Annotated in this window: 21 protein-coding genes; 9 read left to right on the top strand and 12 right to left on the bottom strand. The window is 43.5% G+C overall.

The features are described from left to right. Nucleotide 1 precedes the first annotated feature (1 nt). Nucleotides 2-808 (bottom strand): exodeoxyribonuclease III, encoded by an 807-nt coding sequence (gene xthA / locus NLG07_RS09285; protein WP_254855184.1) that lies wholly within the window; start codon nucleotides 806-808, stop codon nucleotides 2-4. Nucleotides 809-900: 92 nt separating this feature from the next. Here xthA and NLG07_RS09280 point away from each other — a divergent pair, with 92 nt between their 5' ends. Beyond that, nucleotides 901-2,553: an aminotransferase class V-fold PLP-dependent enzyme gene (locus NLG07_RS09280; RefSeq protein WP_254855183.1), complete on the top strand. Its 1,653-nt coding sequence runs from the start codon at nucleotides 901-903 to the stop codon at nucleotides 2,551-2,553. On the opposite strand, the gene NLG07_RS09275 is transcribed toward NLG07_RS09280, so the two are convergent. After that, on the bottom strand, nucleotides 2,498-3,799 hold the full coding sequence (locus NLG07_RS09275) for a glycosyltransferase (protein WP_254855182.1): 1,302 nt from the start codon (nucleotides 3,797-3,799) through the stop codon (nucleotides 2,498-2,500). The two genes, NLG07_RS09280 and NLG07_RS09275, sit on opposite strands and share 56 nt — an antisense overlap. Nucleotides 3,800-3,920: 121 nt before the next feature. Between NLG07_RS09275 and NLG07_RS09270 the strand changes: the two genes are divergently transcribed. Next, the gene (locus NLG07_RS09270; protein WP_254855181.1) at nucleotides 3,921-4,949 is read left to right on the top strand and encodes a 2-dehydropantoate 2-reductase; all 1,029 of its coding nucleotides are present in this window, start codon (nucleotides 3,921-3,923) and stop codon (nucleotides 4,947-4,949) included. Continuing rightward, nucleotides 4,924-5,133, top strand: a complete 210-nt coding sequence (locus NLG07_RS09265; protein WP_254855180.1) for an HDOD domain-containing protein — start codon at nucleotides 4,924-4,926, stop codon at nucleotides 5,131-5,133. Before NLG07_RS09270 ends, NLG07_RS09265 begins: the two co-directional genes overlap by 26 nt. A 15-nt stretch (nucleotides 5,134-5,148) precedes the next feature. Here NLG07_RS09265 and NLG07_RS09260 read toward each other — a convergent pair whose 3' ends face one another. After that, nucleotides 5,149-5,949 (bottom strand): acyl-CoA thioesterase II, encoded by an 801-nt coding sequence (locus NLG07_RS09260; RefSeq protein WP_254855179.1) that lies wholly within the window; start codon nucleotides 5,947-5,949, stop codon nucleotides 5,149-5,151. An 80-nt stretch (nucleotides 5,950-6,029) separates the two neighbouring features. Here NLG07_RS09260 and NLG07_RS09255 point away from each other — a divergent pair, with 80 nt between their 5' ends. Beyond that, complete coding sequence (locus tag NLG07_RS09255) at nucleotides 6,030-6,806, top strand: alpha/beta fold hydrolase (protein ID WP_254855178.1); 777 nt, start codon at nucleotides 6,030-6,032, stop codon at nucleotides 6,804-6,806. Here NLG07_RS09255 and glgC read toward each other — a convergent pair. The 7 genes from glgC to NLG07_RS09220 form a co-directional block, all read right to left on the bottom strand. After that, nucleotides 6,801-8,063 carry a glucose-1-phosphate adenylyltransferase gene (gene glgC / locus NLG07_RS09250; protein ID WP_254855177.1) on the bottom strand — a complete coding sequence of 421 codons (1,263 nt, stop codon included), beginning with the start codon at nucleotides 8,061-8,063 and terminating at the stop codon, nucleotides 6,801-6,803. The genes NLG07_RS09255 and glgC overlap by 6 nt on opposite strands. A gap of 111 nt (nucleotides 8,064-8,174) precedes the next feature. Continuing rightward, on the bottom strand, nucleotides 8,175-9,071 hold the full coding sequence (locus tag NLG07_RS09245) for a hydroxymethylglutaryl-CoA lyase (protein WP_254855176.1): 897 nt from the start codon (nucleotides 9,069-9,071) through the stop codon (nucleotides 8,175-8,177). After that, complete coding sequence (locus tag NLG07_RS09240) at nucleotides 9,068-11,068, bottom strand: acetyl/propionyl/methylcrotonyl-CoA carboxylase subunit alpha (RefSeq protein WP_254855175.1); 2,001 nt, start codon at nucleotides 11,066-11,068, stop codon at nucleotides 9,068-9,070. Before NLG07_RS09240 ends, NLG07_RS09245 begins: the two co-directional genes overlap by 4 nt. After that, nucleotides 11,068-11,853 (bottom strand): enoyl-CoA hydratase-related protein, encoded by a 786-nt coding sequence (locus tag NLG07_RS09235; protein WP_254855174.1) that lies wholly within the window; start codon nucleotides 11,851-11,853, stop codon nucleotides 11,068-11,070. The genes NLG07_RS09240 and NLG07_RS09235 overlap by 1 nt, the downstream gene beginning before the upstream one ends. 35 nt (nucleotides 11,854-11,888) lie before the next feature. Next, on the bottom strand, nucleotides 11,889-13,496 hold the full coding sequence (locus NLG07_RS09230; RefSeq protein WP_254855173.1) for a carboxyl transferase domain-containing protein: 1,608 nt from the start codon (nucleotides 13,494-13,496) through the stop codon (nucleotides 11,889-11,891). A 2-nt stretch (nucleotides 13,497-13,498) separates the two neighbouring features. Beyond that, a complete protein-coding gene (locus NLG07_RS09225) occupies nucleotides 13,499-14,665 on the bottom strand; it encodes an isovaleryl-CoA dehydrogenase (protein WP_254855172.1) in 1,167 nt (388 codons plus the stop codon). Next, nucleotides 14,658-15,071, bottom strand: a complete 414-nt coding sequence (locus NLG07_RS09220; RefSeq protein ID WP_254855171.1) for a MerR family DNA-binding transcriptional regulator — start codon at nucleotides 15,069-15,071, stop codon at nucleotides 14,658-14,660. The genes NLG07_RS09225 and NLG07_RS09220 overlap by 8 nt, the downstream gene beginning before the upstream one ends. Before the next feature lie 118 nt (nucleotides 15,072-15,189). Between NLG07_RS09220 and NLG07_RS09215 the strand changes: the two genes are divergently transcribed. Further along, nucleotides 15,190-16,362 (top strand): acetyl-CoA C-acyltransferase, encoded by a 1,173-nt coding sequence (locus tag NLG07_RS09215; protein WP_254855170.1) that lies wholly within the window; start codon nucleotides 15,190-15,192, stop codon nucleotides 16,360-16,362. A 63-nt stretch (nucleotides 16,363-16,425) separates the two neighbouring features. Further along, entirely contained in the window at nucleotides 16,426-17,877 is a 1,452-nt protein-coding gene (locus tag NLG07_RS09210) for an ATP-binding protein (protein ID WP_254855169.1), read from the top strand. A 29-nt stretch (nucleotides 17,878-17,906) separates the two neighbouring features. Here the strand turns inward: NLG07_RS09210 and NLG07_RS09205 are convergent, their stop codons facing one another. Then, nucleotides 17,907-19,343 carry a tryptophan halogenase family protein gene (locus tag NLG07_RS09205; RefSeq protein ID WP_254855168.1) on the bottom strand — a complete coding sequence of 479 codons (1,437 nt, stop codon included), beginning with the start codon at nucleotides 19,341-19,343 and terminating at the stop codon, nucleotides 17,907-17,909. Nucleotides 19,344-19,446: 103 nt separating this feature from the next. Here NLG07_RS09205 and NLG07_RS09200 point away from each other — a divergent pair, with 103 nt between their 5' ends. Then, nucleotides 19,447-21,288 (top strand): glycoside hydrolase family 13 protein, encoded by a 1,842-nt coding sequence (locus NLG07_RS09200; protein ID WP_254855167.1) that lies wholly within the window; start codon nucleotides 19,447-19,449, stop codon nucleotides 21,286-21,288. A gap of 60 nt (nucleotides 21,289-21,348) precedes the next feature. Beyond that, entirely contained in the window at nucleotides 21,349-22,983 is a 1,635-nt protein-coding gene (locus NLG07_RS09195) for an alpha-amylase family glycosyl hydrolase (RefSeq protein ID WP_254856848.1), read from the top strand. Nucleotides 22,984-23,013: 30 nt separating this feature from the next. On the opposite strand, the gene NLG07_RS09190 is transcribed toward NLG07_RS09195, so the two are convergent. After that, nucleotides 23,014-24,048 (bottom strand): LacI family DNA-binding transcriptional regulator, encoded by a 1,035-nt coding sequence (locus NLG07_RS09190; protein WP_254855166.1) that lies wholly within the window; start codon nucleotides 24,046-24,048, stop codon nucleotides 23,014-23,016. A gap of 182 nt (nucleotides 24,049-24,230) precedes the next feature. Here NLG07_RS09190 and glnS point away from each other — a divergent pair, with 182 nt between their 5' ends. Then, the gene (gene glnS / locus NLG07_RS09185) at nucleotides 24,231-25,892 is read left to right on the top strand and encodes a glutamine--tRNA ligase (protein WP_254855165.1); all 1,662 of its coding nucleotides are present in this window, start codon (nucleotides 24,231-24,233) and stop codon (nucleotides 25,890-25,892) included. Nucleotides 25,893-25,903 lie beyond the last annotated feature (11 nt).

The raw sequence follows: 25,903 nt of genomic DNA, 5'->3' as shown, positions 1-25,903 counted from the left end.
TTTATTTGAACTCTGCAAAAATAGGTGCATGGTCAGATGGCTTATCTAACCCCCTAGAGACGTAACATATTTCAGATTCGATGCATTTTTGCGCCATAGATGGCGTGGCCAATATCACGTCAATACGCAGTCCTCGATTGTCGTCAAAGCCTTTTGATCGATAATCAAACCAAGAATAGCGCTCGGTCTTAGTTGGATATAGTGCGCGGAATGTATCGACCAAACCAAAATCTTGCAGCGTTGCGAGCATTTCGCGTTCGACAGGTTGGAAAGAGCATTTGCCGGTTTTTAGCCAGCGTTTTTGATTCGGTTCACCAATGCCGATGTCTAAATCAAGGGGCGAAATATTAATATCCCCCATGACAATGATGTGTTCATCTGCTGTGTGTGCTTGGTACAGATGCTCCGTTAAATCTTTGTAAAACTCAACTTTATATGGGAATTTGGTTGCATGGTTGATATTTTCACCTTGAGGAAAATACCCGTTGTAAATCGTAACGTCTTCGCCTTGATCATTTTCGATCGTTACGCCAATCAAACGTTTCTGTTTGTCATCGTGATCTGTTGGCAAACCGTACTGGACTTGTTTGATACTGCGTTTGGATAAGGTCGCCACACCATAGTGTGCTTTTTGACCGTGATATACCACGTCGTAACCCATGGCTTTAATATCATCAACTGGGAACTGAGCATTATCGACTTTGATTTCCTGCAGGCCAATGATATCTGGCTGGTGCAAATCAATAACCGACTGTAATTGTGCAAGGCGAGCGCGGACTCCGTTGATATTAAATGAGATGATTTTCATTGTTGTTCTAAACTCTGGTTATGCGTGTGTTTTTATGTGGTTTTGTAACATGATACACTGCAACGCAATTTCGATGAAGAGTGAATTGATACGTGTCGGTGTTTCGATCTGATTTTCCTTTTTTTACCCATTACCCCAACGCGCTGTATTTTGATAATGCGGCGACGACGCAGAAGCCACAATGTGTCTTGGAGAGTATGCAACACAGCTATGTGCATCTTAATGCGAACGTCCATCGCTCATCATACGGTTTGGCTCAGCAAGTAACTGAGGCCTTTGAAGGTGCTCGAAATACGCTAGCCAATTTCATCAACTCCCCTCATCCGAATCAGATAGTTTGGACAAAAGGCGCCACAGAAAGTGTCAATTTACTGGCCTATGGACTAGCATCTGCAAACCTGCTTGATGGAGATGAAGTAATTCTATTAGTCAGTGAGCATCATGCTAATTTGCTTCCGTGGCGACGATTAGCAGAGCAGTGTGGGCTAAATATTGTCTATCATGGCATCAGTGAGCAGGGTGATGTGGATTACGATGCCTTATTAGGATTGATATCAGATAACACGGCATTGATTGCTTGTGCGCATGTATCTAATGTACTTGGTACCATTCACCCAGTAACGGCCATTGCGGCAAAGGCTAAAGCTCATGGAGCCTTGTGCATTATTGACGGCACTCAAGCAGTTGCGCATTTAGACGTTGATGTGCAAGCGATTGGTTGTGATGCTTATGTCTTTAGCAGTCACAAAATGTTTGGCCCAACAGGCGTTGGTGTGCTGTATGGGACTACTTCGTTATTGACAGCGCTTGGTGTCTATCATTTAGGGGGAGAGATGGTGCAACATGTCAGTCTTGATGAAGTCACTTATCAATCTGCACCGCTCAAGTTTGAAGCTGGCACACCGGCACTTCATGGCGTATTGGGCTTGGCCTGTGCGGTAAATTATCTACAGCAGCACAGGTTTGCTTGGTTCCAGCACGAAAAAACGCTTCAACAAGCACTTCTGAACGCTTGTGACGCCAGACCTGAATTAACTGTTTACGGTAGGCAGGCGATGTTGCTTGGTCATGCGATCCCTCTGGTCTCGTTTAATCACGAGAGTATCAATGGATATGATCTACTGCAACAATTACAGCCTGAACAAGTGTCGCTGCGGGTGGGGCAACATTGCGCCATGCCATTGCAGCATGCTTTAGGCATTGATAGCAGTATTCGTGTCTCTTTAGCTGGTTACAATACGATAGCAGAAATAGAGCGATTTTTTGCGTTGATGGACGATCTGACAGCGTCTAAGCAAATCACTGTGCCGCTTGATAGGTCGCTCAATCAAGCGCTGACTGGTACGCGTACAGCACAAAGTAAAGTCAAGCAAAATGCCGCGAGTAATCCGGTAGAAAAACTGCTTAACGATGCGCGTGGCTTTACGGCAATAAATCGCGCCTTGATGTTAGCGTCTAAACATTGCCCGATGCTCGATGCATCGGAGCATAGCGATCAATATTTGGTATCCGGCTGTGAAGTCTCGGTTTATCTCAAACACGATGGTCAAATATGGCGTGGTTACAGTCAAAGTAAAATCATTCGAGGATTGTTAGCCGTTCTTTTGCTTCGGGCAAATGAGCTATTGGATACCACGCAAGACTATGATTTCAACGCATACCTTGATGGGCTAGGTGTTACACAAGTACTCAGTCAATCTCGGGTGTCTGGTCTGGGGCAGATAATTGCGCGATTGTCTGCTTAGCTTCTATCCACTGTGACATATATTTATGCGATGCATGTTGTTGTTGGGTCAGTATTTGTTGTAAAAACAACTGACTTCTGTGCGCTGGTAAGGTGTTAAACAAATCATTTACCACGTGCATAAGCGCTTGGCTATGTTGTACTTTATTAAAATGTTTATCAAGTTCTTGTTGCGCAATTCGATTAAAGTCGCGCCATGTGTTTTCACAGGTATATAATTCAACCGCTACAGCAGCAAATTTCTGGATATCTTCCTCGCGGTGCAATGACACGTGTGGCACAGCGTTAGAAATCCCTTCCCAGCCAATGTCGGTGGTAACAATTGGCGTGTGACAACGAATGGCTTCGCAGACTTTTCCTTTTAATCCTGCACCAAAACGCAACGGCGCAAGCTGCACTTTTGCTTGGCGCATAGTAGCAAGCGCATCTTTGGCATAGCCCTGAATGTGAAAGCCTTTATGAGGTTGATGCAACTGCTGTGCTTTTGGGGGAGTATACGCACCATAGATATGACACTGAGCATTGGGTAGCTGCTGACGTATCGCAGGCCAGATATGTTGAGCTAGCACTCTCACCGCATCCCAATTTGGTGCGTGTCGATAATTACCAATAAAGACAAAGTCCTTGCGTTCAGTGAAAGGAGTAGGGATACCGTCTCTGTCTGGGAGTAAAAAAGGACAATGATGAAGTTGTGCAGCGGCAACTGGATAACAGTGGGTTAAAATTTGCATTTCCACAGGCGATATAATGAGACTTAAATCGGCCCGTAAAATACTGCCAATTTCTCTTAATGCCAAAGGATGATGCATAACGTGGTGGTGTTGATGCAAATGTTTTAGCGCAGGCCAGGATACATCGCAAAATGCTTGGCGTTTGATGATGTCCTGACGTAATTGCCTAAGGCTGTGTAAGTCCTCTGTATCCAACACATGCATAGCCTTTGGCACGTTTTCACGTACGCGCCAACTAAATTGCTCTTCCAACATAAAGCGGTCATAAAACACAATGTCAGGTTGTAACTCACGAACCCAGACATTAAAACTCGAACAGTTTAGAGCGACTGAATGAACTTCATAGCCCAAGCGACTCAAATCGGGAGCCGAATCATCTTGTTGTGCGGCGCTAGCAATATGAATCTTGTCTCCGGTCTCGGCAAATACGCGTAGCAGACTCAAGAAATGTTGTCCCGCGGCAGAACTATTGGGTTCTGGGAACACAGTACATAAGGCTAAGATCGTACGAGACATGGATAAAATAACTCAAGCTTTTAGAACAAGAAGATGTTCATTATACTGATAAGCTTTACGATGATACAGTTTGAGTTCATAGTATCTATAACGCATCTTGTTAATAGTGAAGAAGTATATCATGTTGAATGCAACTCATGTCGTATTTGGAGCAGGGCTAATTGGTGGATACTTAGCTGGACATCTTGTCGCACAGTGTCCAAATGCCAGCATTAAGGTTGTGGCTAGAGATTCTGCAAAAGCTCACTTTACCACAGCAGCGACCATTACAGATATGGATGAGCACCGACTGGATTCTCCATATCCCCCGCAATGGGTTGAGACGCTCGATGCAGTCAAAGCAGATTGTGATTATCTTTGGCTCACCGTTAAATGCACTGCCGTAAAGGCAGCATGTGATGTACTCCAGGGCATCCTGCCAAAACATACTGTGATATTGTGTTGTCAAAACGGTATTGGTTCAGATGACATTATAAGAACACATTTTCGAGATAATCCCGTGCTTAGGGTCATGTTTCCGTTCAACGTTGTACAGCATCAAACCGCGCATTGGCATCGCAGTTCTTCTGGCACCGTAGCGATTGAAGCGTCGCAGAAATTACCCGAGCTTGATGAATTTGTTCAAGCCATGAATTGTCCAACTATGCCGTTGACCACAACCTTAGAGATGGACGCATTATTATGGGCTAAATGCCAAATTAATCTGACGAATTCAGTCAATGCGTTAGCAAACTGTTCTTTACAAGAAACTTTACTCAATCGACACTATCGCAAGTTGATTGCGGCCTTGATGCTTGAACATCTCAAAGTCTGTAAAGCGATGAACATCTCATTGCCAAAGATTACCCAAGCACCAGCTTGGCTTATTCCCCATATAATGCAACTCCCTGATTGGTTATTTCCTCGCGTTGCCAAACAAATGGTGGCCATTGACCCTGCGGCAAAATTATCGATGTGGTGGGATTTAGACGCGGGGCGTGAAACCGAAATCGATTTTATCAACGGCGCTACAGTGCGCTTTGGCAATCGTGTTAATGTTCCCACACCCGCAAATGCTGCGGTCATCAGTATAATTAAACAACTTCAAGTTGAACGGGCTAATGGCCAGTCGCGACGAAGCATAAGTGCCCAAGAAATCATCAATTTATAACTTTCGTGACCCAGTGGACTCAATTACGCGAGCCGTCAAGATATTGGGCACCAAAGCAATCTATGATTTGGCCATCAGTTTAGGGCTGAATCAGTCAAGTTTAGACAAATCCGTTGACAATATTCGACACTGCTTACTCACTGTTGTGAGTTTATTTACCACCAATGGTTATGGAATAAATTAACATCTAACTAACGGTTTAATCGAACACACCTACGGTTTGTCTAGAAATAGCCAAACAGCGTCCATCTTCAGCCCAAATAGTGGCTTCAGTTGCACCGTATCCGGCTTCAGCGTGTATGGTTTTATCGTGATAAGCAAACCATTCCTCTGCGCTCCCTTGTGGTAAAGGATGGAAAAACTCCACATTCCAGTTGATCGTACTGGCTGGCGCTGGCCATTTTAATAATTGTATTAAGGTGGGCGGATAGCTGTCTAATAAGCCAATAAATGCGGCTTCACTAAGATAGGTATTCAGATCCTTGTATCTCATCCAGCCAAGATAATGATCCGTTTTGCGTCCAGTAAATGGAATGCCACCTTCTTGAATGGCCAAATCAAAATGCTTCAAAAACTTGGGTACGACCTTGGGGATCGGTGGGAAAAAGTTCGCTTTCTTTTTTCGTACAAAGTTTAGTTCAGGCCGCTTATCAATACTGACTTTTGATGATCTATCTCTGGTAAAACACGCTTGACACACCACACACATTTTGTCGTTTTGCAGCAAATAAGCGATGTATTGCGCAACATTTTTGCCCACGCGCAGGACTTGCACTTCGATCTTACAGGGCTCTTTGGTAAAAAGAGGGCCTACAAAATTTACATTGATGTTTTTAACCTGATATTCATCTGAAACGCCATTTTTAATTGCTTGAAACAACAATGCAGTAGATAGACCGCCATATACTGTGCGCCCCTGTGACCAACTATCGTCTATAACAAGTTTGGCTCCTTCACTGATATGAGCTTGTCCTAGAGCTAAAATGTCATTAATATTCATTTGCTTGGTGTTCTGGTCTGATGAGTGATAATATGATTATATAGACTGCATAAGTAACTGCAAATGACTTTTAGTGATTGATGAATATATCTTTTGTGCATGCAAACGGCATCCCAGCGCCGACTTATCAAACTCTCTTTGACCAATTACCCCATAAGGTCCTTGCTAAGCATCAATATGCGCACGATGAAGTTTACCCATTAGTCAATGGCTGGGTTCATCAAGTGGATGAGTTATTAGCTTATCTCGATGCGCAACATCTTAACGCCCCCGTTTTGGCAATGGGGCATAGCTTTGGTGCGGTTATCTCTTATATGGCCGTGGCAAGAGCGCCAGAGCGATTTTGTGGATTAGTCATGTGTGACCCACCGTTACTGACACATTGGTCTGGCCGGTTGTTTGAAATCTGTAAGCGAACGCCGTTGATCAACAAAATAACGCCCGCACACGTTACAATGCAGCGTAAACGACAATGGCAAGTAAATGAAGATGTGGTTCAATACTTTGCTAAAAAACGCTTTTTTGCTGAGTTTGTTCCACAATGTATTAATGATTATGTCAGCAGTGTTACTACCCAAACCGGTGATGTTATAGAGCTTTCCTATAAACCAGAAATTGAAGCAGAGGTGTTTAGAACCATTCCGACCGATTTGGCGCAATATTTCGGACAAGTAAACTTGCCGAGTCTGCTGATTACAGGTAAAAGCACGGATGTCACCGTGCCATTTTTGAGGAAGAAGTTTTTGGCGAAACAGCCAAATTTTTCACACTGTGAAGTGCAGGGCGGTCACATGTTTCCTCTTGAAGTTCCCAATACAACCGCCCAAGTAATTAATGAATATATAGCTAGTTTATAAATATTTTAGCTTTTCAAGCATGTCTGGGGTAACTAGCACGATCCCATTACTTGATACGCGAAATCCTCGACGTCTATCTTCATTGTGGTCCACACCAATGTGCATACCTTCTGGAATCTGACAACCTCGGTCCAATACTGCGCGACGAATGGTACAATGTGCCCCAACTTCAACCGCTGGCAGAATCACGGTTTCATCTACCGAAGCGCCACTGTTGACTCTTACGTTTGAAAAACACAAGCTCTTGTGTAAACGAGCACCAGAGACGATACATCCTCCCGATACCACTGAATTGATTGCCTCACCGGGGCGATCATCCGCTTCTTTAACAAATTTGGCCGGTGGCAGTTGTTCTTGATACGTCCAAATTGGCCAGTCGGCATCGTATAAATTCAAAGCTGGTACAGGCTCAACAAGTTCCATGTTAGCTTGCCAGAAAGAATCAATAGTCCCCACATCGCGCCAATAATTTTCAGTGCCGTCGCTTTCACCAAAAACAAACGCTTGAACTTGATGATCTTTGATAATTCTTGGAATGATGTTCTTGCCAAAATCGTGTTCAGATTCACTGTCCGCTTTGTCATCTTCGAGTACTTTGAATAGAAACTCAGTATCAAAAATGTAGTTACCCATTGATGCTAAGCAATTGTCAGGCTCGCCAGGAAGGGGAGCTGGATGTTCCGGTTTCTCGGTAAATGCCAGTACGCGTTTATTTTCATCTACTGACATCACACCAAAAGCACCGGCAGCCTCAGGAATGGGAACCTTCATACAACTCACGGTCATCTTGGCACCAGATTGCACGTGTTCCGCGAGCATTGTGCCATAATCCATCCGATATATATGGTCACCTGATAAAATCATGACATATTTAGGTAACTCATCGCGAATGATATCGATATTTTGGTATACCGCATCTGCTGTTCCTTGATACCAATCTTCAGAAAAACGCTGAGAGGCTGGCAAGATCTCAACTGATTCACCAAGTTCCTTTTTAAAATGCCCCCAACCTCGGCTGATGTGACGGATCAAGGAATGGGACTTGTATTGAGTCAAAATACCAACACGGCGAATACCAGAGTTAATACAGTTTGATAATGGGAAGTCTATGATGCGAAATTTACCGCCGAAATACACTGCGGGTTTAGCACGCCACTTGGTAAGTTCGTGTAAACGAGACCCTCGTCCTCCGGCGAGAATGAGTGCGTAAGTATCCTTGGTCAAATTACTCACATAACGTGGGCTTTGCTGAGGCATTGTTTTTCCTTAAATTGATTATCCTACTTAAGTATTATAGCCATAAAGCGAGATTAAATTCTAGGCAAAAATGTCAGCGTTTTTTACATATTGTATAGATACTTATATCCGTTATAGATATGCTTGATTTACCAATGACGGTGGCGGCTTATTGAGTTTCCTACAAATATCGCGTCCTACTTTTATGCATCTTTCTAAATCTACACCGTGTTGTATGCCAAGACCATCGAGCAGATAGACCACATCTTCAGTGGCAATATTACCACTGGCACCTTTGGCGTAAGGACAGCCACCTAAGCCGGCAATAGCTGAGTCGATTCGAGTGACGCCGTATTCTAAAGCCTTACTGATATTTGCAATAGCTTGACCATAAGTGTTGTGAAAATGCACGGCTATTTGGTGTACGGGAATATCGGTTAATAACACTTCGAGTAGTTCGGCCACTTGCCGTGGGGTGCCAACGCCAATCGTATCTCCTAAAGAGATTTCGTAACAGCCAAGAGCTAATAATTCTTTGGCTACAGCTAGTACCGCTTTGGGATCGACCTTGCCTTGATAAGGACAGCTAACCACGGTTGAAATGTAGCCTCTGACGGGAAGTTTTTGGGTTTGCGCAGAGCGCATTATTGGCTCAAATCGAGAGAGGCTTTCGGTAATGCTGCAATTTATGTTTTTCTGAGTAAATTCATTGCTTGCAGCGGTAAAGATAGCGATTTCATCGGGGTTATGCGTAACGCAATTTTCAAAGCCTTTTTGATTGGGGACTAATGCGCTGTACGTAATCTCAGCCTGACGAACAATACCGTCTAAAACAGCATCAGAGTGTGCCATCTGAGGGACCCATTTGGGCGAGACGAAACTACCACATTCGATATGAGAAAGGCCTGTCTTACTGAGCGCATCAATGAGTTGTATTTTGTCAGCAACACTAAGTGGTGTTGCTTCATTTTGCAAACCATCTCTTGGACCAACTTCAATTAAGCTGACTCGACTAGGATAAGTCGTCATGGTTTAGCTTCATCTAGTGGGAGCGCTTCTATATCGAGAAGGTTCTGTCCGCCAGTAACCATTTGACCTTCAGTACAAACGACTTGAGTAACCGTGCCATTCGAGTTGGCTTTTATGGTATGTTCCATTTTCATTGCTTCCAAAATGACTAATGTCTCATCTTTGCTTACAGTTTGCCCTGGACTGACATTGACCTTCACCACGGTGCCATTCATTGGTGCAATATAGTTATTATCACTATCATTATTTATGTATTCAGTTCGAGGAATCGAGACATTCATCGTTAGTCCGTTACAGAAAATATAACGATGAGATGCGCTTTGATAATAGCAACCATTATAGGTAAGTCCATTAATGACGGCTCGAAAAGAATCATCTTGCATATGCCATTGTGAGATAGGTATCGTTGTTTCATTTAGGGTTATAAGCGCATTTTCATCATGCATACTGATGTAGGCAATACGCTGGTTCGTTAACACAATTGGCGATGTTCCAGTGTGATTGATTCTAAACTGTGTACGCACACCGATCGTGTCAATATGCGTGCTTATCTCTGGATTGGAGTGGTATGTTTTTGAACTCACTGCAAACAGACACATAGCTAAGAGGCATTCCATAATGTGAGTCATCTCGCGAGTATTCGGTTTTAAGTCCGATGCGTAATCTTCCACAAAATGGGTGGTGAGATGAGCGTCATTAAACGCTTGGTGTTTTAAAATCGACTGAATATAGTCGGTATTGGTTCGACATCCTAATATTACATAGCCTTCAATAGCCTTATGTAATCTGTGAATTGCTTGTTGGCGAGTTGCTGCATGTGAGATGACTTTGCTGATCATAGGGTCGTAATAAATACTGATCTCATCGCCTTGTGTCACACCGCTGTCGATGCGTATGTGCGAATCTTGTGGTTCCTTGTAGCGATGCAAAATCCCCGTTTGTGGTAAAAAATCATGGTTTGGATCTTCTGCATAGATGCGTGCTTCGACAGCATGTCCAGAACAACTCAGCTGGTCTTGTAATAAGGGGAGTGTGCCACCACAGGCGATATGCAGTTGCCATTGTACTAAATCTTGACTTGTGATCATTTCGGTAACTGGATGTTCTACTTGTAAGCGGGTATTCATCTCCATGAAATAAAAATGGTGTTGGCTATCAAGCAAAAACTCCACGGTACCAGCACCTACATAATCAATGGCCTGCGCTGCTTGCACGGCGGCTTCACCCATAGCTTGACGGGTTGCATCTGACAAACCCGGAGCGGGGGCTTCTTCAATGATTTTTTGGTGACGTCTTTGAATGGAACAATCTCGGTCAAACAAATAGACACCATTGCCATGGGAATCACAAAACACTTGAACTTCGATATGCCGTGGCTCGCTAATGTACGTTTCAATAAGCATATGCTCATTACTGAAGCTTTTTCGAGCTTCGCGCTTGGCTGCAGCGAGTTGTTCTCTAAAGTCATCGGCACGGCGTACAATTCGCATGCCTTTACCGCCACCCCCAGCACTGGCTTTTAATATTACCGGGTAACCGATTTCTGCCGCTCGTTGGGCCAAAAAATTTTCATCTTGAACATCGCCATGATATCCCTTGGTCAAAGGGACACCTGCTTGTTCCATAATGCGCTTAGCTTGAGATTTTGAACCCATTGCAATGATGGCTGTGGCCGGAGGACCAACAAATAGTATTCCATGTTGTGCACACTTTTGTGCGAACTCTGCATTTTCGGATAAAAAACCATACCCTGGGTGAATAGCATCTACTTTGGCTTTACGGGCAATTGCCAAAATTTTATCTTGATCTAGGTAAGATTGAGAGGCTGGTGCAAGTCCTACACAATGGGCTTCATCCGCACGTATTACATGTTGTGCCTGGGCATCAATGTCAGAATATATCGAGACAGTATGAATACCCATTTGTTTGGCGGTGCGAATAATTCGACAGGCAATTTCTCCGCGATTGGCGACAAGCAAACGAGTGATTGAACGCATTATTTGTCCTCTTGCCAATAGGGTTTGGCTTTTTGAAAAAATGCAGCAAGCCCAGCTTGACCTTCAGTACCGATGCGCAAAGCCGCAATAGTGGCTGCTGTTTTATGTTGCAAAGCTTCGTCTATTTTGTGGTGATGACATTCCAGCAACAATCCTTTGGTTGCGCTAATTGCCTCAGGACCACCCTGATGAAATTGTGCACACAAAGATGCCACAGTGCTGTCTAATTCGCTTTCGCTAACGGCTTCGTGAATCAAACCAAGTCGCCGCGCTCGCCGTGCCGAAATAACTTCTGCGCTCAATGCATAGCGTCGAGCATGGCGCTGTCCGATGGCGTCGATGATATAGGGCATAATAGTAGCAGGGGCCAAACCCAAACGAACTTCCGATAAGCAAAACTTAGATAATTTGGTTGCTATGGCAATATCACAACAAGCAATCAAACCAACCGCCCCCCCAAAAGCTGAGCCATTAATTTTTGCAATGGTAGGCTTGGCAAGTGTATTGAGTGTGTGCAGCATAGTTGCCAGCGCCTGAGCATCTTGTATATTGGTTTCATAATCATACTCAGCCATGCGTTTCATCCAATGCAAATCCGCCCCGGCACAAAAAATGTTGCCCTCCGCTTGTAACACTACAGACCGTACATCGTCATCGTTAGCTGCTCGCAAGCATAACTTGGTAATTCGTTTGATCATGGCAAAGTCAAAAGCATTGTGTGAATCAGGACGATTAAGCGAGATATACGCAGTATGGTCAGAAGTGTGGTAGGTAACGTGTTTCATTCATTTATCCTATAAATACGATTTTACGGGCATCATTACATTCTAAATATGCCAAATTGGGTATCCGCAATAGGGGCATTTAATGCCGTATGCAGTGCTATGATCAACACATCTCGTGTGTCAGCAGGATCGATTACGGCATCGTCCCACAACCGAGCAGAGGCATAATATGGATGGCCTTGACGCTCATAGGTGTCAATGATCGGGCGTGTAATTTTATCTAATTCCTCTGCTGAGATTGGCTTATCCGATTTGGCAAACTGCGCAGCTTTGACTTGCGCCAATACCCCGGCGGCTTGCTCACCGCCCATGACAGAAATGCGCGCATTAGGCCACATAAATAAAAATCTAGGATCGTAAGCTCGACCACACATACCATAATTGCCGGCGCCAAAACTGCCACCGATCAATACTGTGAGTTTGGGGACTTTGGCCGTTGCTACTGCGGTGACCATTTTGGCTCCGTGCTTGGCAATTCCACCTGCTTCATATTGCTGGCCAACCATAAAGCCAGTAATATTTTGTAAAAATATAAGCGGGATCTTTCGTTGTGCGCATAACTCAATAAAGTGTGCCCCTTTTTGTGCAGACTCTGAAAACAATATACCGTTATTAGCTATGATGCCTACTGTAATACCATCGAGACGCGCAAAGCCAGTAACTAATGTGGTACCGAACAGGGCTTTGAATTCTTGGAAATCCGAATCATCAATGATGCGTGCGATGATATCCCGCACGTCAAAGGGCTGTTTTGAGTCTCTCGGGATCAAGCCATATATGTCTTTTGTAGGGTAACGTGGCAACACAGTTGGACAACGGTCTATATGGCTCGTTTTGGGACGGTTGAGTTTAGCCACTATACCGCGAGCGATGGCCAATGCGTGATGATCATCATGGGCTAAATGATCTACCACACCAGAGGTCTGAGCGTGCAATGCGCCTCCGCCAAGTGCTTCAGCCGTTACACTCTCACCCGTGGCTGCTTTGACTAAAGGGGGGCCGGCTAGAAAAATAGTGCCTTGTTCTTTGACAATGATCGATTCATCACACATTGCAGGGACATAGGCGCCCCCAGCGGTACAAGAACCCATAACAATTGCAATCTGTGGAATATTTTGTGCAGATAAATTCGCTTGGTTATAAAAAATCCGCCCAAAGTGCTCCTTGTCAGGAAACACCTCATCCTGACGAGGCAAATTAGCACCACCTGAGTCAACAAGGTATAAACAAGGAAGTTGATTTTGTAATGCGATTTCTTGTGCTCGTAGGTGTTTTTTAACCGTAAGTGGATAATAAGTGCCGCCTTTCACGGTCGCATCATTTGCCACAATCATGCACAAATGTCCATGAATCAGACCAATGCCTGCCACGACGCCGGCACAAGGCACGTCTTCTTCATATACATTGTACGCAGCGAGCTGCCCGATTTCTAAAAAAAACGAACCGGAATCGAGTAGGGCGTCAATGCGCTCGCGTGCGAGTAATTTACCTCGTGCTTTGTGTTTTTCCCGAGCTGATTCTGAGCCACCTTGTATAATGCGAGCAACAACTTTTTTTAGATCATTGACTTGTGCTTCCATATGTAAGGTATTGGCTTGAACATCTTGCGCCAGTGAATTGAGTGGTTGTGAAAGTATCGCCATGATTAATGAGTCTCATTGAATAATTCACGCCCAATGAGCATGCGCCGTATTTCAGATGTGCCGGCTCCAATTTCATATAGTTTGGCATCACGGAGTAGGCGACCTGTTGCATATTCATTAATGTAGCCATTACCGCCTAATATTTGAATGGCATCAAGCGCCATTTTAGTAGCTAACTCGGCGGAATACAAAATCGCTCCAGCGGCATCTTTGCGCGTGGTTTCACCGCGATCACAGGCTTTTGCAACGGCATAGACATAAGCTCGTGCAGCATTCATTTGCGTATACATGTCAGCAACTTTACCCTGGATAAGCTGAAATTCGCCGATGCACTTGCCAAACTGCTGGCGTTCGTGAATGTATGGCAACACGACATCCATACATGCTCGCATGATCCCCAATGGTCCGCCAGATAAGACTAATCTTTCAAAATCTAATCCGGACATTAATATTGCAACCCCGCCACCTTCATTGCCTAATATTTGGTCTTTATGCACAACACAATCGGTAAATACCAGTTCACATGTATTGGAAGAGCGCATTCCTAGCTTGTCGAGCTTTTGCGCCTGAGTGAATCCCGGTGTATCCTTTTCAACAATAAACGCAGTGATGCCTTTTGAACCTCCGTGTACATCGGTTTTGGCGTAAATCACAAAAACATGTGCATCAGGGCCATTGGTGATCCACATTTTATTGCCGTTTAGGACATATTCATTACCTCGTTTATCCGCTCTTAATTTCATACTGACCACATCGGAACCCGCATTGGGTTCGCTCATGGCTAATGCACCGATGTACTCACCAGAAATCAGTTTTGGTAAGTATTGAGCTTGTTGTTTAGGGTTCCCATTTTTGTAAATTTGATTCACACATAAATTAGAATGCGCCCCGTAACTCAAACCAACGCCAGCAGACGCACGTGAAATTTCTTCCATCGCAACCGTATGAGCAAGATATCCCATATCAGCACCGCCGAATGCTTCAGAAACGGTTATGCCCAATAATCCTAATTCACCCATTTCGGCCCACAGGTGATTGGGAAACTGATTTGCCTCATCTGCACGTTGTGCATGGGGTGCAATTCGCTCTTGAGCAAATTGACTGACCATATCGCGCAACATGTCGATATCTTCACCTAAGCCAAAATTTAATGTCGGATAACTAAGCATGGAATGAATCTCCTGATTGCTGGGTTAATTCATTTAATTCTTCTTTACAGCGAGCTTCAACTTCATCTAATTCAGCTAGAAGCGTTTTAATATCGTGTAACTGTTGATTGAGCGTTTCTCGTTTTTGTTGCGTCAATTCCAACATGGTTTCTAGTTGTACCGTTGAATTCGGGTCAGTATCGTACAGCGCAAACAAGGTTTTGATTTCTGCCAATGAAAAACCTAGGCGCTTCCCCCGTAAAATCAATTTGAGTCTGACTGTGTCTTTCGCATAGTAAATTCTGTGAGTGCCTTCACGCACCGGATGTAATAGCCCCTGTTCTTCGTAAAAGCGTATGGCTCTTGCTGTTACATCGAATTGTTTTGCCAATTCGCCTATGCTTATCGTGTTGGTTTGATCATTCATTTTGTGCAATTGATAGCTTGAGGTTATTTATCTGTTGATACATAATTTACATTAGGTTTACGTTTACGTAAAGTTAAATTACGTAAAGTTATTAATTTGAAAGAATCAAGGATATGTTATGTCTGATTCAATTTTGATTGTCGCAGCCAAACGCAGTCCAATAGGTGCAATGCTTGGTGAGTTGAGTGCGCTGAAAGCCACAGAACTCGCCGCGCAGGTCATCCAGAATCTGGTGCCAGAAGAACTTAAGACAGAAGTTGACCAAGTCATTATGGGATGTGTATTGCCTGCCGGGCTAGGCCAGGCTCCAGCAAGACAAGCTGCACTGAATGCTGGTCTGTCACATCAAGCCAGTGCCATAACACTTAATAAAGTCTGTGGTTCAGGTTTGCAGGCAGTAATGACAGCGTTTGATAATTTACGCCTAGGGCAGGTTGATATGGTCGTCGCTGGAGGGATGGAGTCGATGTCAAATGCGCCTTACCTGTTGTGCAAAGCACGATCAGGGGTGCGGATGGGCCATCAAACTACTTATGATCATATGTTTTTAGATGGATTGGAAAACGCCTATGATGGCCTTGCGATGGGGTGTTTTGCGCAACAAACTGCAGATGAACTCGGTATGACTCGTGAGCAAATGGATGAATTTGCTTTGTCCTCGTTGCACAAAGCGCACCAAGCGCAAGCTCAGAATCATTTTGCCTCTCAAATTGTGCCCATCACCGTATCGCAGCACAAAGGGTCTTCGATAATTATCGAAGACGAGGCGCCCAAAAACATTCGTCCTGACAAAATCCCTCAATTGCGCCCCGCTTTTTCGACTGATGGCACAATAACAGCGGCAAATTCGAGTTCAATTTCAGATGGCGCAGCCGCTTTGTTATTAATGCGAAAAAGTACGGCTGATATAAAGAAACTATCCGGTATTGCCAGAATCGTTGGCCACGTAACCCATGCGCAAGCACCCGCGGCGTTTACTACCGCGCCAATTGGTGCGATTAAAAAATTACTGACCAAACTAAATTGGACCATTCATGAGGTGGATTTATTTGAAATAAACGAAGCCTTTGCTATGGTCACAATGGCCACCATGCACGCATTAAACATCCCAGCTGACAAAGTGAATATCCATGGTGGTGCTTGTGCGCTAGGTCATCCGATTGGTGCCTCTGGAGCCCGTATTTTAGTGACACTGTGTCATGCGTTGGTAAACACAAATAGCAAAAAAGGGGTGGCAGTTTTGTGTATTGGTGGCGGTGAAGCGGTTGCTGTCGCGGTCGAAAAAATGTAAATACTTGCACTTTGTGGCCGATACGAGCACTATAAATCTTATGTTGTTTGCAGGGTAGCGAACGTGAGTGAGCCAGTAGATTCAGATATCATAGCCATGCTTGAGCGCCGCTTGGCACGTGAAAAAAAAGCACGTGAAGAAGCTGAAAGCCTCTTGATTGCGAAATCACGCGAGATTTATCAAGCTAATCAAGAGCTTCAAGAGGCGCTCGCCCAAAGTGAACAACAGCGACAAGAACTGGCATTTCTCGCACGTACTACGGGTGCACTCACACTCTCAGAAAATAATGAAAATTTACTTGGCCATGTGTGTCAACTCACCAGTGAGTTTTTGCATGCTGATTATGGTATTGCTGCGGTACAGATTAAAAGTTGTCACTTATTTGATATTCATACCCCTGTTTTTGGTCCAAAAAAACAATGGCATGACAATCCTCAATTATTAACCGCTATCAACCAATTTGTTGAAAAAATTCCTCAGAATAACGACTGGCAAGATTTTCCATTTTTTTATCAAGAACAGCCATATCGTTTGATACTCAGACATAAACCTCTCGACAGTGGTAGCTATATTCTAGTCTGCTTTCTATTAAAAAAAATCCCACCATCATCAGAAGTCTATAGTATTTTGACGATTATGTTTCGGCAACTCAAAAATTTATTGTTGGCACGTAAACTTGGCGTGAGTGCCAATTCGCACACATTTGATTATGAGATATTACAAGCTCAACTAAAACGTGCTCGAGTACAATTAGAACAATCTGAAAAGATGGCTTCACTGGGTCAATTGGCTGCAGGTGTTGCACACGAAATTAACAATCCAGTCGGCTTTGTACGTTCCAATATGGAATCATTAAATCATTATTTGACTGATTTGACCGCGTTTGCCAAAGCATTAGGTGCTTATGAGAATGAGCAGATCCAATCTTTATTTGCTCAATATGATGTGGAGTACCTCTTAGAAGATACTGCTGATATTGTGACATCTAATTTAGGTGGCCTAGATAGAATTTCTGAAATTGTGCAAGGCCTTAAATCATTCTCACATCAAGGTGAAGCACAAAATTTACCATTTGATGTGAACAAAGTTATTCAATCCGCATTAAGTGTGGCCAATAACGAGTTGAAGTATAAACACAATGTGATCACTCATTTAAGTGAACAACCTGCCAACTTGTTTGGTAAAGCAGGGCAGTTGCAACAAGTGTTTATCAATATGTTTGTGAATGCCGCCCAAGCGATGCCAGACGGTGGTGACTTAGAAATTAACTCACGTATCTTAGAAAGCTTAGTCGTTGTGACCATTCGCGATACGGGGTGTGGTATGGACAAAGCGACCCAAGACAAACTATTCAACCCGTTTTTTACCACAAAACCTGTTGGTGAAGGCACTGGTTTAGGCATGTCGATTAGTTACAGTATCATCGAAGGACACCAAGGCCATGTTGATATTGATTCTGAAGTGGGCATCGGCACCACTTTTACTTTAACTTTCCCATTGCACCACCTAAACTGATCAGTCAATCACACTCACCATTCATTAATTTAGCCATATTGTGCAAAATGAGGATGCCATTGCGCGGTAGGCTCAAATTGTCTGTGAGAAAATTGTTGATATCCTGCCAGCAAGCAATACCAACTAATTGTTGGATAGTATTGATGAAGTTTGTGCTCAGTAATGTAGGCGTTGATATCTTTTCCATTTCTCCACAAAAGTAGAATCTCTTTTAGGTGCTTGGTTTGTTTGCGTGGTTGACTCGCTGCTTGCCAGTACTCTGTATCATTGCGATTACACGCACAATAGTGTGCTGTAATGTAATCTTTTATCCCATTAAAACGGTTGCGTATATTGTCATTGAAAGCATTCTGAAAATGGGTTGTTTCTTTACCTGCCAAAAAGGCGCCGATAAACTGCACGACGGTTTCTTGCACAAGGTGCAGGGCAGTGGCCTCAAGTGGTTCGATAAAACCTTGCGCAAGTCCCACGCCAATACAGTTTTTGTACCAATGCTTGGACACCTGACCCACTTTCATGGTGAGGTGTCGAGCAGGGATTGTCTCAGCAATGCCAAGATGGGATCTCAGCTCCATTTCTGCTGCTTCTTTATCAACATATTGCGAACTATAAACATAGCCATTACCGACTCGGCTGGTCAGTGGAATTCGCCAAGCCCAGCCAGTTGAAAGAGCAGTCGCTTGAGTTTGCATCAGTTCTTTTTCTGCTCTGGGGGTAGGGATGGCGATGGCAGCATCGTTTAGTAGATGATTGCTAAAGGACTCAAATGGTACCTTCAACGTCTTTTGTAACAGTACACTCTCAAATCCCGAACAATCGAAGAACAATTCAGCTGAATACTGTGCATGGTTTTTGCCATACAACATGTTGATCCCTTGCTCGTTAGAATCCACTTTAGTGATGGTATCCACATTACGGATAATACCTTGTTGTTGCCCAAATTCGCTCAAAAACGCACCTAATTTGTAGCTGTCAAAGTGATAGCCATAATTACATTGTGTGTCAGCGGTGTTGATCCTTGTAGGAATAATATCTTGGGCTGATAAATACGCAGTCAAAAAGTATGGATCGGGTTTTACTGAGGCGGGATAACCCTGCATCATTCTGTGACAAGCTTGCATAAAGTCAACCGCGGTTAGGGCATCGGTAGAAGCTGGAAACGGATGAAAATAATCGTCCAAAAAAGGACGCTTTGGATCGTACTGACACCACTGACGAAATTGAATCCCGTACTTGTAGGTTGCATCGCATAAGGGCATCCATTCGTGCTCTTGAATGCCTAACAGATCAAAAAACACTTTTAATTGAGGTGTGGAACCTTCACCAACGCCAATAATGCCAATATCTTCAGATTCAATAACCCTAACTTGATAGCCAAGTGGGGCGAGTTTGAGGTGTAGAAGATTTGCGCTCATCCAGCCAGCCGTTCCACCCCCTAAAACAATGATGTTTTTGTTATTTGTCATAGGTATTATGTTTGAATACGTATGCAGGTTTGGCCTGCACCTTGTTCTGTTGAAGTGAGATAGTTAACATCATATTAACCTAGTTTAGAGTGATAGAACAAGCATGCACAGAATCATTCATTTAATTACTTTTTTTATATTTATTGTGCCAGCCAGTGCCCAAACCGTTCACCCATTGCATTGGTATATTGGAATGAACGAGCCTAAAGTTCAACTTATGGTGCATGCGCCAGATTTGCCATATCCATTAGCTGAGTATAACGTCTCAATAATGGCAGAAGGGGTATCCTTAAAAGAAGTTAATACTTTAGATAATCCAAATTATCAGTGGCTTGATTTGTATATTGAAGCAGGCGCTCAGGCACAAGACATACAATTGCTTTTCGAGCATCGCAATGGCCATCAATGGCTTTATTCGTATGCCTTGCTTGATCGTAAACCGAACAGCGCAGAACGCGTAGGCTTTTCCTCCAAAGATGTGATTTATTTGCTCACTCCCGATCGTTTTATTAATGGTGATCCAGCCAATGATAACATCGAGGGATATCGCGAACGGGCTAATCCATCCTATAAAGGTGGTCGCCATGGGGGGGATATTCAGGGGATGATCAATGCTATTGATTACCTATCTGAAATGGGCTTCACACAAGTATGGACTATGCCATTACTGCAAAATGACATGGCTCAATATTCGTATCACGGGTATTCCACTACGGATTATTATCAAATTGACCCGCGTCTTGGTAGCAATCAACTTTATGCGCAATATTCAAGACTTGCGCAAGCCAAAGGGATCGGCACGATTAAAGATATGATTTTGAATCACATCGGTTCAGAGCATGTATGGATGAAAGATATGCCAAGTACCGATTGGATTAATCACGGTACTACATTTGTGCCCACAACCCATCGCCGTGAAACCTTGCATGACCCGCACAGTACTGCTGAGGATCGACTTGCATTTACGGATGGTTGGTTTGTGCCAACCATGCCTGATCTGAATCAGCGCAACCCATATTTGGCAACATACTTGATCCAAAAAGCGATTTGGTGGGTGGAATATGCCGATTTGACCGGCATTCGCGTCGACACCTATTCTTATTCGGATAAAGAATTTTTGGCACAATGGAATCGTGCTATTTTAGATGAATATCCAAATTTGACCATAGTAGGAGAGGAATGGTCAGTTAACCCTGCTATTACCGCGTATTGGCAAGCCGGTTCTAAACGCTACGATGATTATGTATCAGCACTCCCTAGCGTAATGGATTTTCCGTTGCAAACCACCTTGGTAAAAGCATTCTTAGATGAAGAAACGTGGGGCACCGGATTAGTCAAATTACACGAGGTCATTGCCAGTGATTTCTTGTATGGCGATCCCTATAAATTAGTGATTTTTCCCGACAACCACGATATGGGACGAATCAAATCACAACTTGGTGATGATGAAGCCTTGTTCAAAATGGCGCTGACTTTTTTCGCAACCATGCGTGGTATTCCACAGTTTTTCTATGGTACTGAAATTGGCATGTCCAACTTGGGAAATGATGATCATGGGATCATCCGCAGTCCATTTCCAGGTGGTTTTGCCGGTGATAGCGTGAATGCCATAACGGGCGTTGGCTTGTCAGTGCAAGCGAAACAGACCCAAGACTATGTGAAATGGTTATTGAATTTTCGGAAAAAAAGTCCTGCCATTACTGCTGGAAAGATGATTCAATACGCGCCCAAAAATGGCGTTTATACGTTTTTTCGAGTTCATCCAGAACAGACCATTATGGTGGTACTAAATAAAAACGACACAAAGCAATCATTTGAGCCAACTTCGTTTCCAACTATGTTGCATTCGGCAACAAGGTTTATTCACGCACATTCAGGGAAGTCATTCAGCCGAAACGCTTTAGCTATTCCCGGACGTAGTGCACAGATTTTTATTGTTCAATAGGATTTTTAAATGAAAAGAGGATTTACACTTTCCATTTTAGCGGCTTCAACGACTTTGCTTATGGCCTGTCAAAGCACATCAGATGGGTTGGCGAAGCGTGCTTTAGTGGATAAGCCAGATTTAGTGGGTACTTCACAACCGTTTGCCAGTGAAGCCATTTATTTTTTGATGACGGATCGATTCGTAGACGGTGATCCCAACAATAACTACGAAGAGCAGGGGGGTGATTACCCAACATGGGAAGGAAAATTAGAAGGGCCTAATGGTCAAGTGGCTTATGTTGGTTATATGGGGGGCGACTTTCAGGGCGTTCTCAATAATGCAGATTATTTTGTTGACCTCGGTTTTAGTGCAGTGTGGATGACCCCGATTGTCGATAATCCCGATCAGGCGTTTGCAGGCGGTGAACCAATTGAGTTTGGTGGTATGTTTAAAGATGGCAATAAAACGGGCTATCACGGTTATTGGGCATCGAATTTTTATAAAGAAGATGAACACTTAGTGTCGTCTGGCCTTGATTATGCGGCGCTGAATCATGCACTTGCTGAGAAGGGACTCAAGACGATATTGGATGTTGTGGCAAACCATGGCTCTCCTTCTTTTACAATGACGATAGATCAGCCCAAATTTGGTGAGTTGTATGACATTGAAGGCAACTTGGTTGCTGATCATCAAAATCTCGATCCGACTAAACTAAGTCAAGATGAGCCATTGCATGACTTTTTCCACGATTATCCTGATATTTTGCAGCTATCTAATCTGGATGATACCAACCCAGCGGTACAAGATTATTTGATCAATAGTTACCTACACTGGATTGATAAAGGTGCTGCGGCATTCCGTATTGACACAATTAAACACGTTCCCCATCGTTTTTGGCGCATAATGGCCGATCGCATTCGTGAAAAGCATCCAGATTTTTTTATATTCTCTGAAAGCTATGATTACAATGCCAACTTTATCGCGCAACACACCTTACCTAAAAATGGTGGCATCAGTGTTTTGGATTTTCCTGGGCAAGCAGCAATGACCAAAGTGTTCGAAAATCCAGAGAGCGACTTTGCTGAATTAGAAGGATATCTACATCTAACTCATGGGCCTTATCACAATGTTTACGAGCTTACGACCTTTTATGATAACCATGATATGAGTCGTATGAATGCGGATGATATGGGATTTGTTAATGCCCATAACTGGCTTTTTACCACGCGTGGTATTCCTGTGGTGTATCAAGGCAGTGAGTTTGGTTACATGCGAGGCACATCTGAACATATGGGGAATCGTAACTATATTGGACAGGAACGCCTTGATGCGGGTAAACAACATGTGATTTACCGTGAGTTAAAGAACATTGCCAATGTGCGCAAGACCTTGCCAGCGCTGCAGCGCGGATTGCAGATTAATTTGGAATTGAGTGGGCAAACGGCTAGTTTTTATCGGGTGGTAGATACGGCTGATAATCAGCAAATTGCGCTTGTTTTATTAAACAAAGGCGATGCGCCTGCTGACTTTGAAGTCAGTGACATGCTTCAAGCAGGGCTGTGGATGGAGCAATTATCTGGCGTTAAGCAAAATGTCACGGAAGTGTTAAAGACACAAGTCAAACCTCATGGTGTGCAAGTATGGGTATTAAATGAAGGAGTCACTGACCCAGACCTTCTACGAGCCTCAATCGACGCGGTGAAATATCGATAATTTAGATAAAAAGGAGTTTCGGCTCCTTTTTTAATCTTGGGTAAGTGGTTTGCTACTGTCTCGAATAATCAGGGATGCTGGAATCAGAGTATCAGAGGTGTTTTCGTTATTGATATGCTTTAACAAATGTTCAACTAAGGTAATGCCAGCGGCTTTAGTATCTTGTTGAACCGTCGTTAGAGCGGGTTCGACAAATCCGGCAATTGGAATATTATCGAAACCGGTCACGGCGATATCCTCTGGGCAGCGCAAGCCTTGTTGGCGCATGGCTTGAATAACCCCTAAGGCAATGAGATCACTCGCACAAACAATGGCATCGGGACATTCGCCTTCAGCAAATAACTCAAGAGCAGCTTCTAAACCGGCTTCAACGGTGAAAATAGCATCAAACTGACCCACAAACTGATCCATCAAATCCGCTTGGCTAAGGGCATGAGTAAAACCTTGAAAACGAGCTAAAAACTCTGGTGCATGAATGCCCGCTTCGCCAACAAAGGCAAAGCGAGTTCTGCCTTGGCTAATGAGATGCTCAGTCACCATATACCCCCCTTGAAAGTTATTACTTCCGACAGATATCCCAGGATACTTTGGATCAGCCGCCCCCCAGCGTACAAAGTGAGTTTCCTGCTCTTGTAGTTGATTGATTTTGGCTTCGTAATCGAGATAGTCACCGTAGCCCAGCAAAATTAAACCATCGGCTTTATGCGTATCTTCAAACTCAGCATGCCAATCATCAGCTAGATTTTGAAACGAAACTAACAAATCATAATTTGCAGCCGAGCAAGCTTTGGTAATCGAGCCGAGCATAGAAATAAAAAATGGATTTATCTGCGAATCATCTGTAGAAGGGTCTTCAAACAACAATAAGGCAACGGTATTAGAACGTTGTTTGCGTAAATTGCTCGCATTCTTATCCACTTTATAATTGAGTTCTTGGGCGATTTTTTTGATGCGTTCTCTGGTTTCTTGATTCACCAGTGGAGAATTTGAAAGGGCTCTCGAAACGGTAGATTGTGATACACCTGCACGATGAGCAATATCAAATGAGGTAGCTTTACCTTTCATATTGGTTCCTTAAGAAACTCTTAATTTTTTAGTTCAAATTGGATTATGCCGATATAATGCATAAATGCAAGACTCTATGCATTTTTATGCATTGAATCTTGTAACGTTAAAAAAGCCTATGCCTGATGGCTGACAATGGTATAATCAACATCATAAAATATTTAATTTTCAAGGATATCTGCATGAGTGAACCGCTCGACACGCGCCCAACCAACTTTATTCGTCAAATTATTGATAAAGACCTTGCAAGTGGCGTACACCAAACTGTCCAGACGCGTTTTCCGCCAGAGCCCAATGGTTACTTACACATCGGTCATGCAAAGTCTATTTGCCTTAATTTTGGTATTGCAGAAGATTACAACGGTACTTGTAATTTGCGATTTGATGATACTAATCCAGAAAAAGAAGACATCGATTACGTTAATTCGATCCAAGATGACGTGCAATGGTTAGGCTTTTCTTGGGATGGTGACGTACGTTATTCGTCCAATTATTTTGATGCCCTATATGGTTATGCAGTGGAATTAATTGAAAAGGGCTTGGCATACGTTGATTTTTCATCGCAAGAAGCAATGCGAGAAATGCGCGGTACACTTAAAGAACCTGGTACAAATAGTCCTTATCGAGATACCACTGCTGAAGAAAACTTAGCTTTGTTTAAACAAATGCGTGAAGGGAAGTTTAAAGAAGGTGAGTGTTGTTTACGAGCCAAAATTGATATGGCATCGCCTTTTATGTGCATGCGTGATCCCGTTTTGTATCGTGTAAAGTTTGCTCATCATCATCAAACAGGGGATAAGTGGTGTATTTATCCTATGTATGATTTTACGCATTGTATTTCTGATGCGATCGAAAACATATCTCATTCATTATGTACGCTTGAATTCCAAGATAATCGTCGACTTTATGACTGGGTTATTGAACATATCTCAATTGAGACAACGCCTCGTCAATACGAATTTTCTCGACTAAACCTCGAGTACACCGTGTTATCTAAACGCAAACTCATTGAACTTGTGGATGGCAATCATGTGGACGGCTGGTCCGATCCGAGAATGCCAACCATAGCAGGGTTACGTCGCCGTGGATATACACCGGCCTCCATTCGGGAGTTCTGCTTGCGCATTGGCGTTACTAAAATGGATAACCTAGTCGAAATGAGTATGCTTGAGGCATGTATACGCGATGATTTGAATGTCAATGCGCCTCGTGCCATGGCCGTTCTTGACCCGATTAAGCTCGTCATTGAAAACTTTCCAGAAGATGAAACGATTATGCTAAAAGCGCCCAATCATCCAATGGATGAGAGTATGGGGGAACGAGAAGTGCCGTTTACTCGTGAGGTATATATTGAGCGTGAAGATTTTCGCGAAAGTGCAAATAAGAAGTTTAAGCGTCTGGTGTTAGACAAAGAAGTACGGTTGCGCAATGGGTTTTATGTGAAAGCATTGCGTTGTGATAAGGATGCAGATGGCAATATTACAACGGTTTACTGTCAATATGACCCGGATACTCTAGGTAAAGATCCAGCAGATGGTCGCAAAGCCAAAGGCGTCATTCATTGGGTGAGTGCAACACATGCTGTTCCGGCCGAAATTCGTTTATATGATCGTTTATTTAACGTGCCGAACCCAGCAGCAGAACAAAATTACCTCGATTCCCTAAATCCTGAATCACTTGTGGTAAAACAAGGATTTGTGGAGCCGTCTCTAGCCGATGCAAAAGTAGGAGAGGGCTATCAGTTTGAACGTACTGGGTATTTTACTCTAGATAATCAAACGGAAGCATTGGTGTTTAACCGCACGGTTGAATTGCGTGATACTTGGGCAAAGATTGGCGATTAAATATCAGCAAC

The organism is Alteromonas sp. LMIT006, assembly GCF_024300645.1.
In the GTDB taxonomy this organism is placed as follows: domain Bacteria; phylum Pseudomonadota; class Gammaproteobacteria; order Enterobacterales; family Alteromonadaceae; genus Opacimonas; species Opacimonas immobilis.
This window is presented reverse-complemented; position numbering and strand designations above follow the sequence as displayed.

Excerpts from the sequence above, each read along its gene's own strand:
- NLG07_RS09195 (WP_254856848.1), top strand. The coding sequence starts at position 21,349 with ATGGCCTGTCAAAGCACATCAGATGGGTTGGCGAAGCGTGCTTTAGTG.
- glgC (WP_254855177.1), bottom strand. The coding sequence starts at position 8,063 with ATGCCTCAGCAAAGCCCACGTTATGTGAGTAATTTGACCAAGGATACT.
- xthA (WP_254855184.1), bottom strand. The coding sequence starts at position 808 with ATGAAAATCATCTCATTTAATATCAACGGAGTCCGCGCTCGCCTTGCA.
- NLG07_RS09240 (WP_254855175.1), bottom strand. The coding sequence starts at position 11,068 with ATGCGTTCAATCACTCGTTTGCTTGTCGCCAATCGCGGAGAAATTGCC.
- NLG07_RS09220 (WP_254855171.1), bottom strand. The coding sequence starts at position 15,071 with ATGAATGATCAAACCAACACGATAAGCATAGGCGAATTGGCAAAACAA.
- NLG07_RS09205 (WP_254855168.1), bottom strand. The coding sequence starts at position 19,343 with ATGACAAATAACAAAAACATCATTGTTTTAGGGGGTGGAACGGCTGGC.
- NLG07_RS09235 (WP_254855174.1), bottom strand. The coding sequence starts at position 11,853 with ATGAAACACGTTACCTACCACACTTCTGACCATACTGCGTATATCTCG.
- NLG07_RS09225 (WP_254855172.1), bottom strand. The coding sequence starts at position 14,665 with ATGCTTAGTTATCCGACATTAAATTTTGGCTTAGGTGAAGATATCGAC.
- NLG07_RS09275 (WP_254855182.1), bottom strand. The coding sequence starts at position 3,799 with ATGTCTCGTACGATCTTAGCCTTATGTACTGTGTTCCCAGAACCCAAT.
- NLG07_RS09215 (WP_254855170.1), top strand. The coding sequence starts at position 15,190 with ATGTCTGATTCAATTTTGATTGTCGCAGCCAAACGCAGTCCAATAGGT.
- NLG07_RS09200 (WP_254855167.1), top strand. The coding sequence starts at position 19,447 with ATGCACAGAATCATTCATTTAATTACTTTTTTTATATTTATTGTGCCA.
- NLG07_RS09190 (WP_254855166.1), bottom strand. The coding sequence starts at position 24,048 with ATGAAAGGTAAAGCTACCTCATTTGATATTGCTCATCGTGCAGGTGTA.
- glnS (WP_254855165.1), top strand. The coding sequence starts at position 24,231 with ATGAGTGAACCGCTCGACACGCGCCCAACCAACTTTATTCGTCAAATT.
- NLG07_RS09230 (WP_254855173.1), bottom strand. The coding sequence starts at position 13,496 with ATGGCGATACTTTCACAACCACTCAATTCACTGGCGCAAGATGTTCAA.
- NLG07_RS09255 (WP_254855178.1), top strand. The coding sequence starts at position 6,030 with ATGAATATATCTTTTGTGCATGCAAACGGCATCCCAGCGCCGACTTAT.
- NLG07_RS09260 (WP_254855179.1), bottom strand. The coding sequence starts at position 5,949 with ATGAATATTAATGACATTTTAGCTCTAGGACAAGCTCATATCAGTGAA.
- NLG07_RS09270 (WP_254855181.1), top strand. The coding sequence starts at position 3,921 with ATGTTGAATGCAACTCATGTCGTATTTGGAGCAGGGCTAATTGGTGGA.
- NLG07_RS09245 (WP_254855176.1), bottom strand. The coding sequence starts at position 9,071 with ATGACGACTTATCCTAGTCGAGTCAGCTTAATTGAAGTTGGTCCAAGA.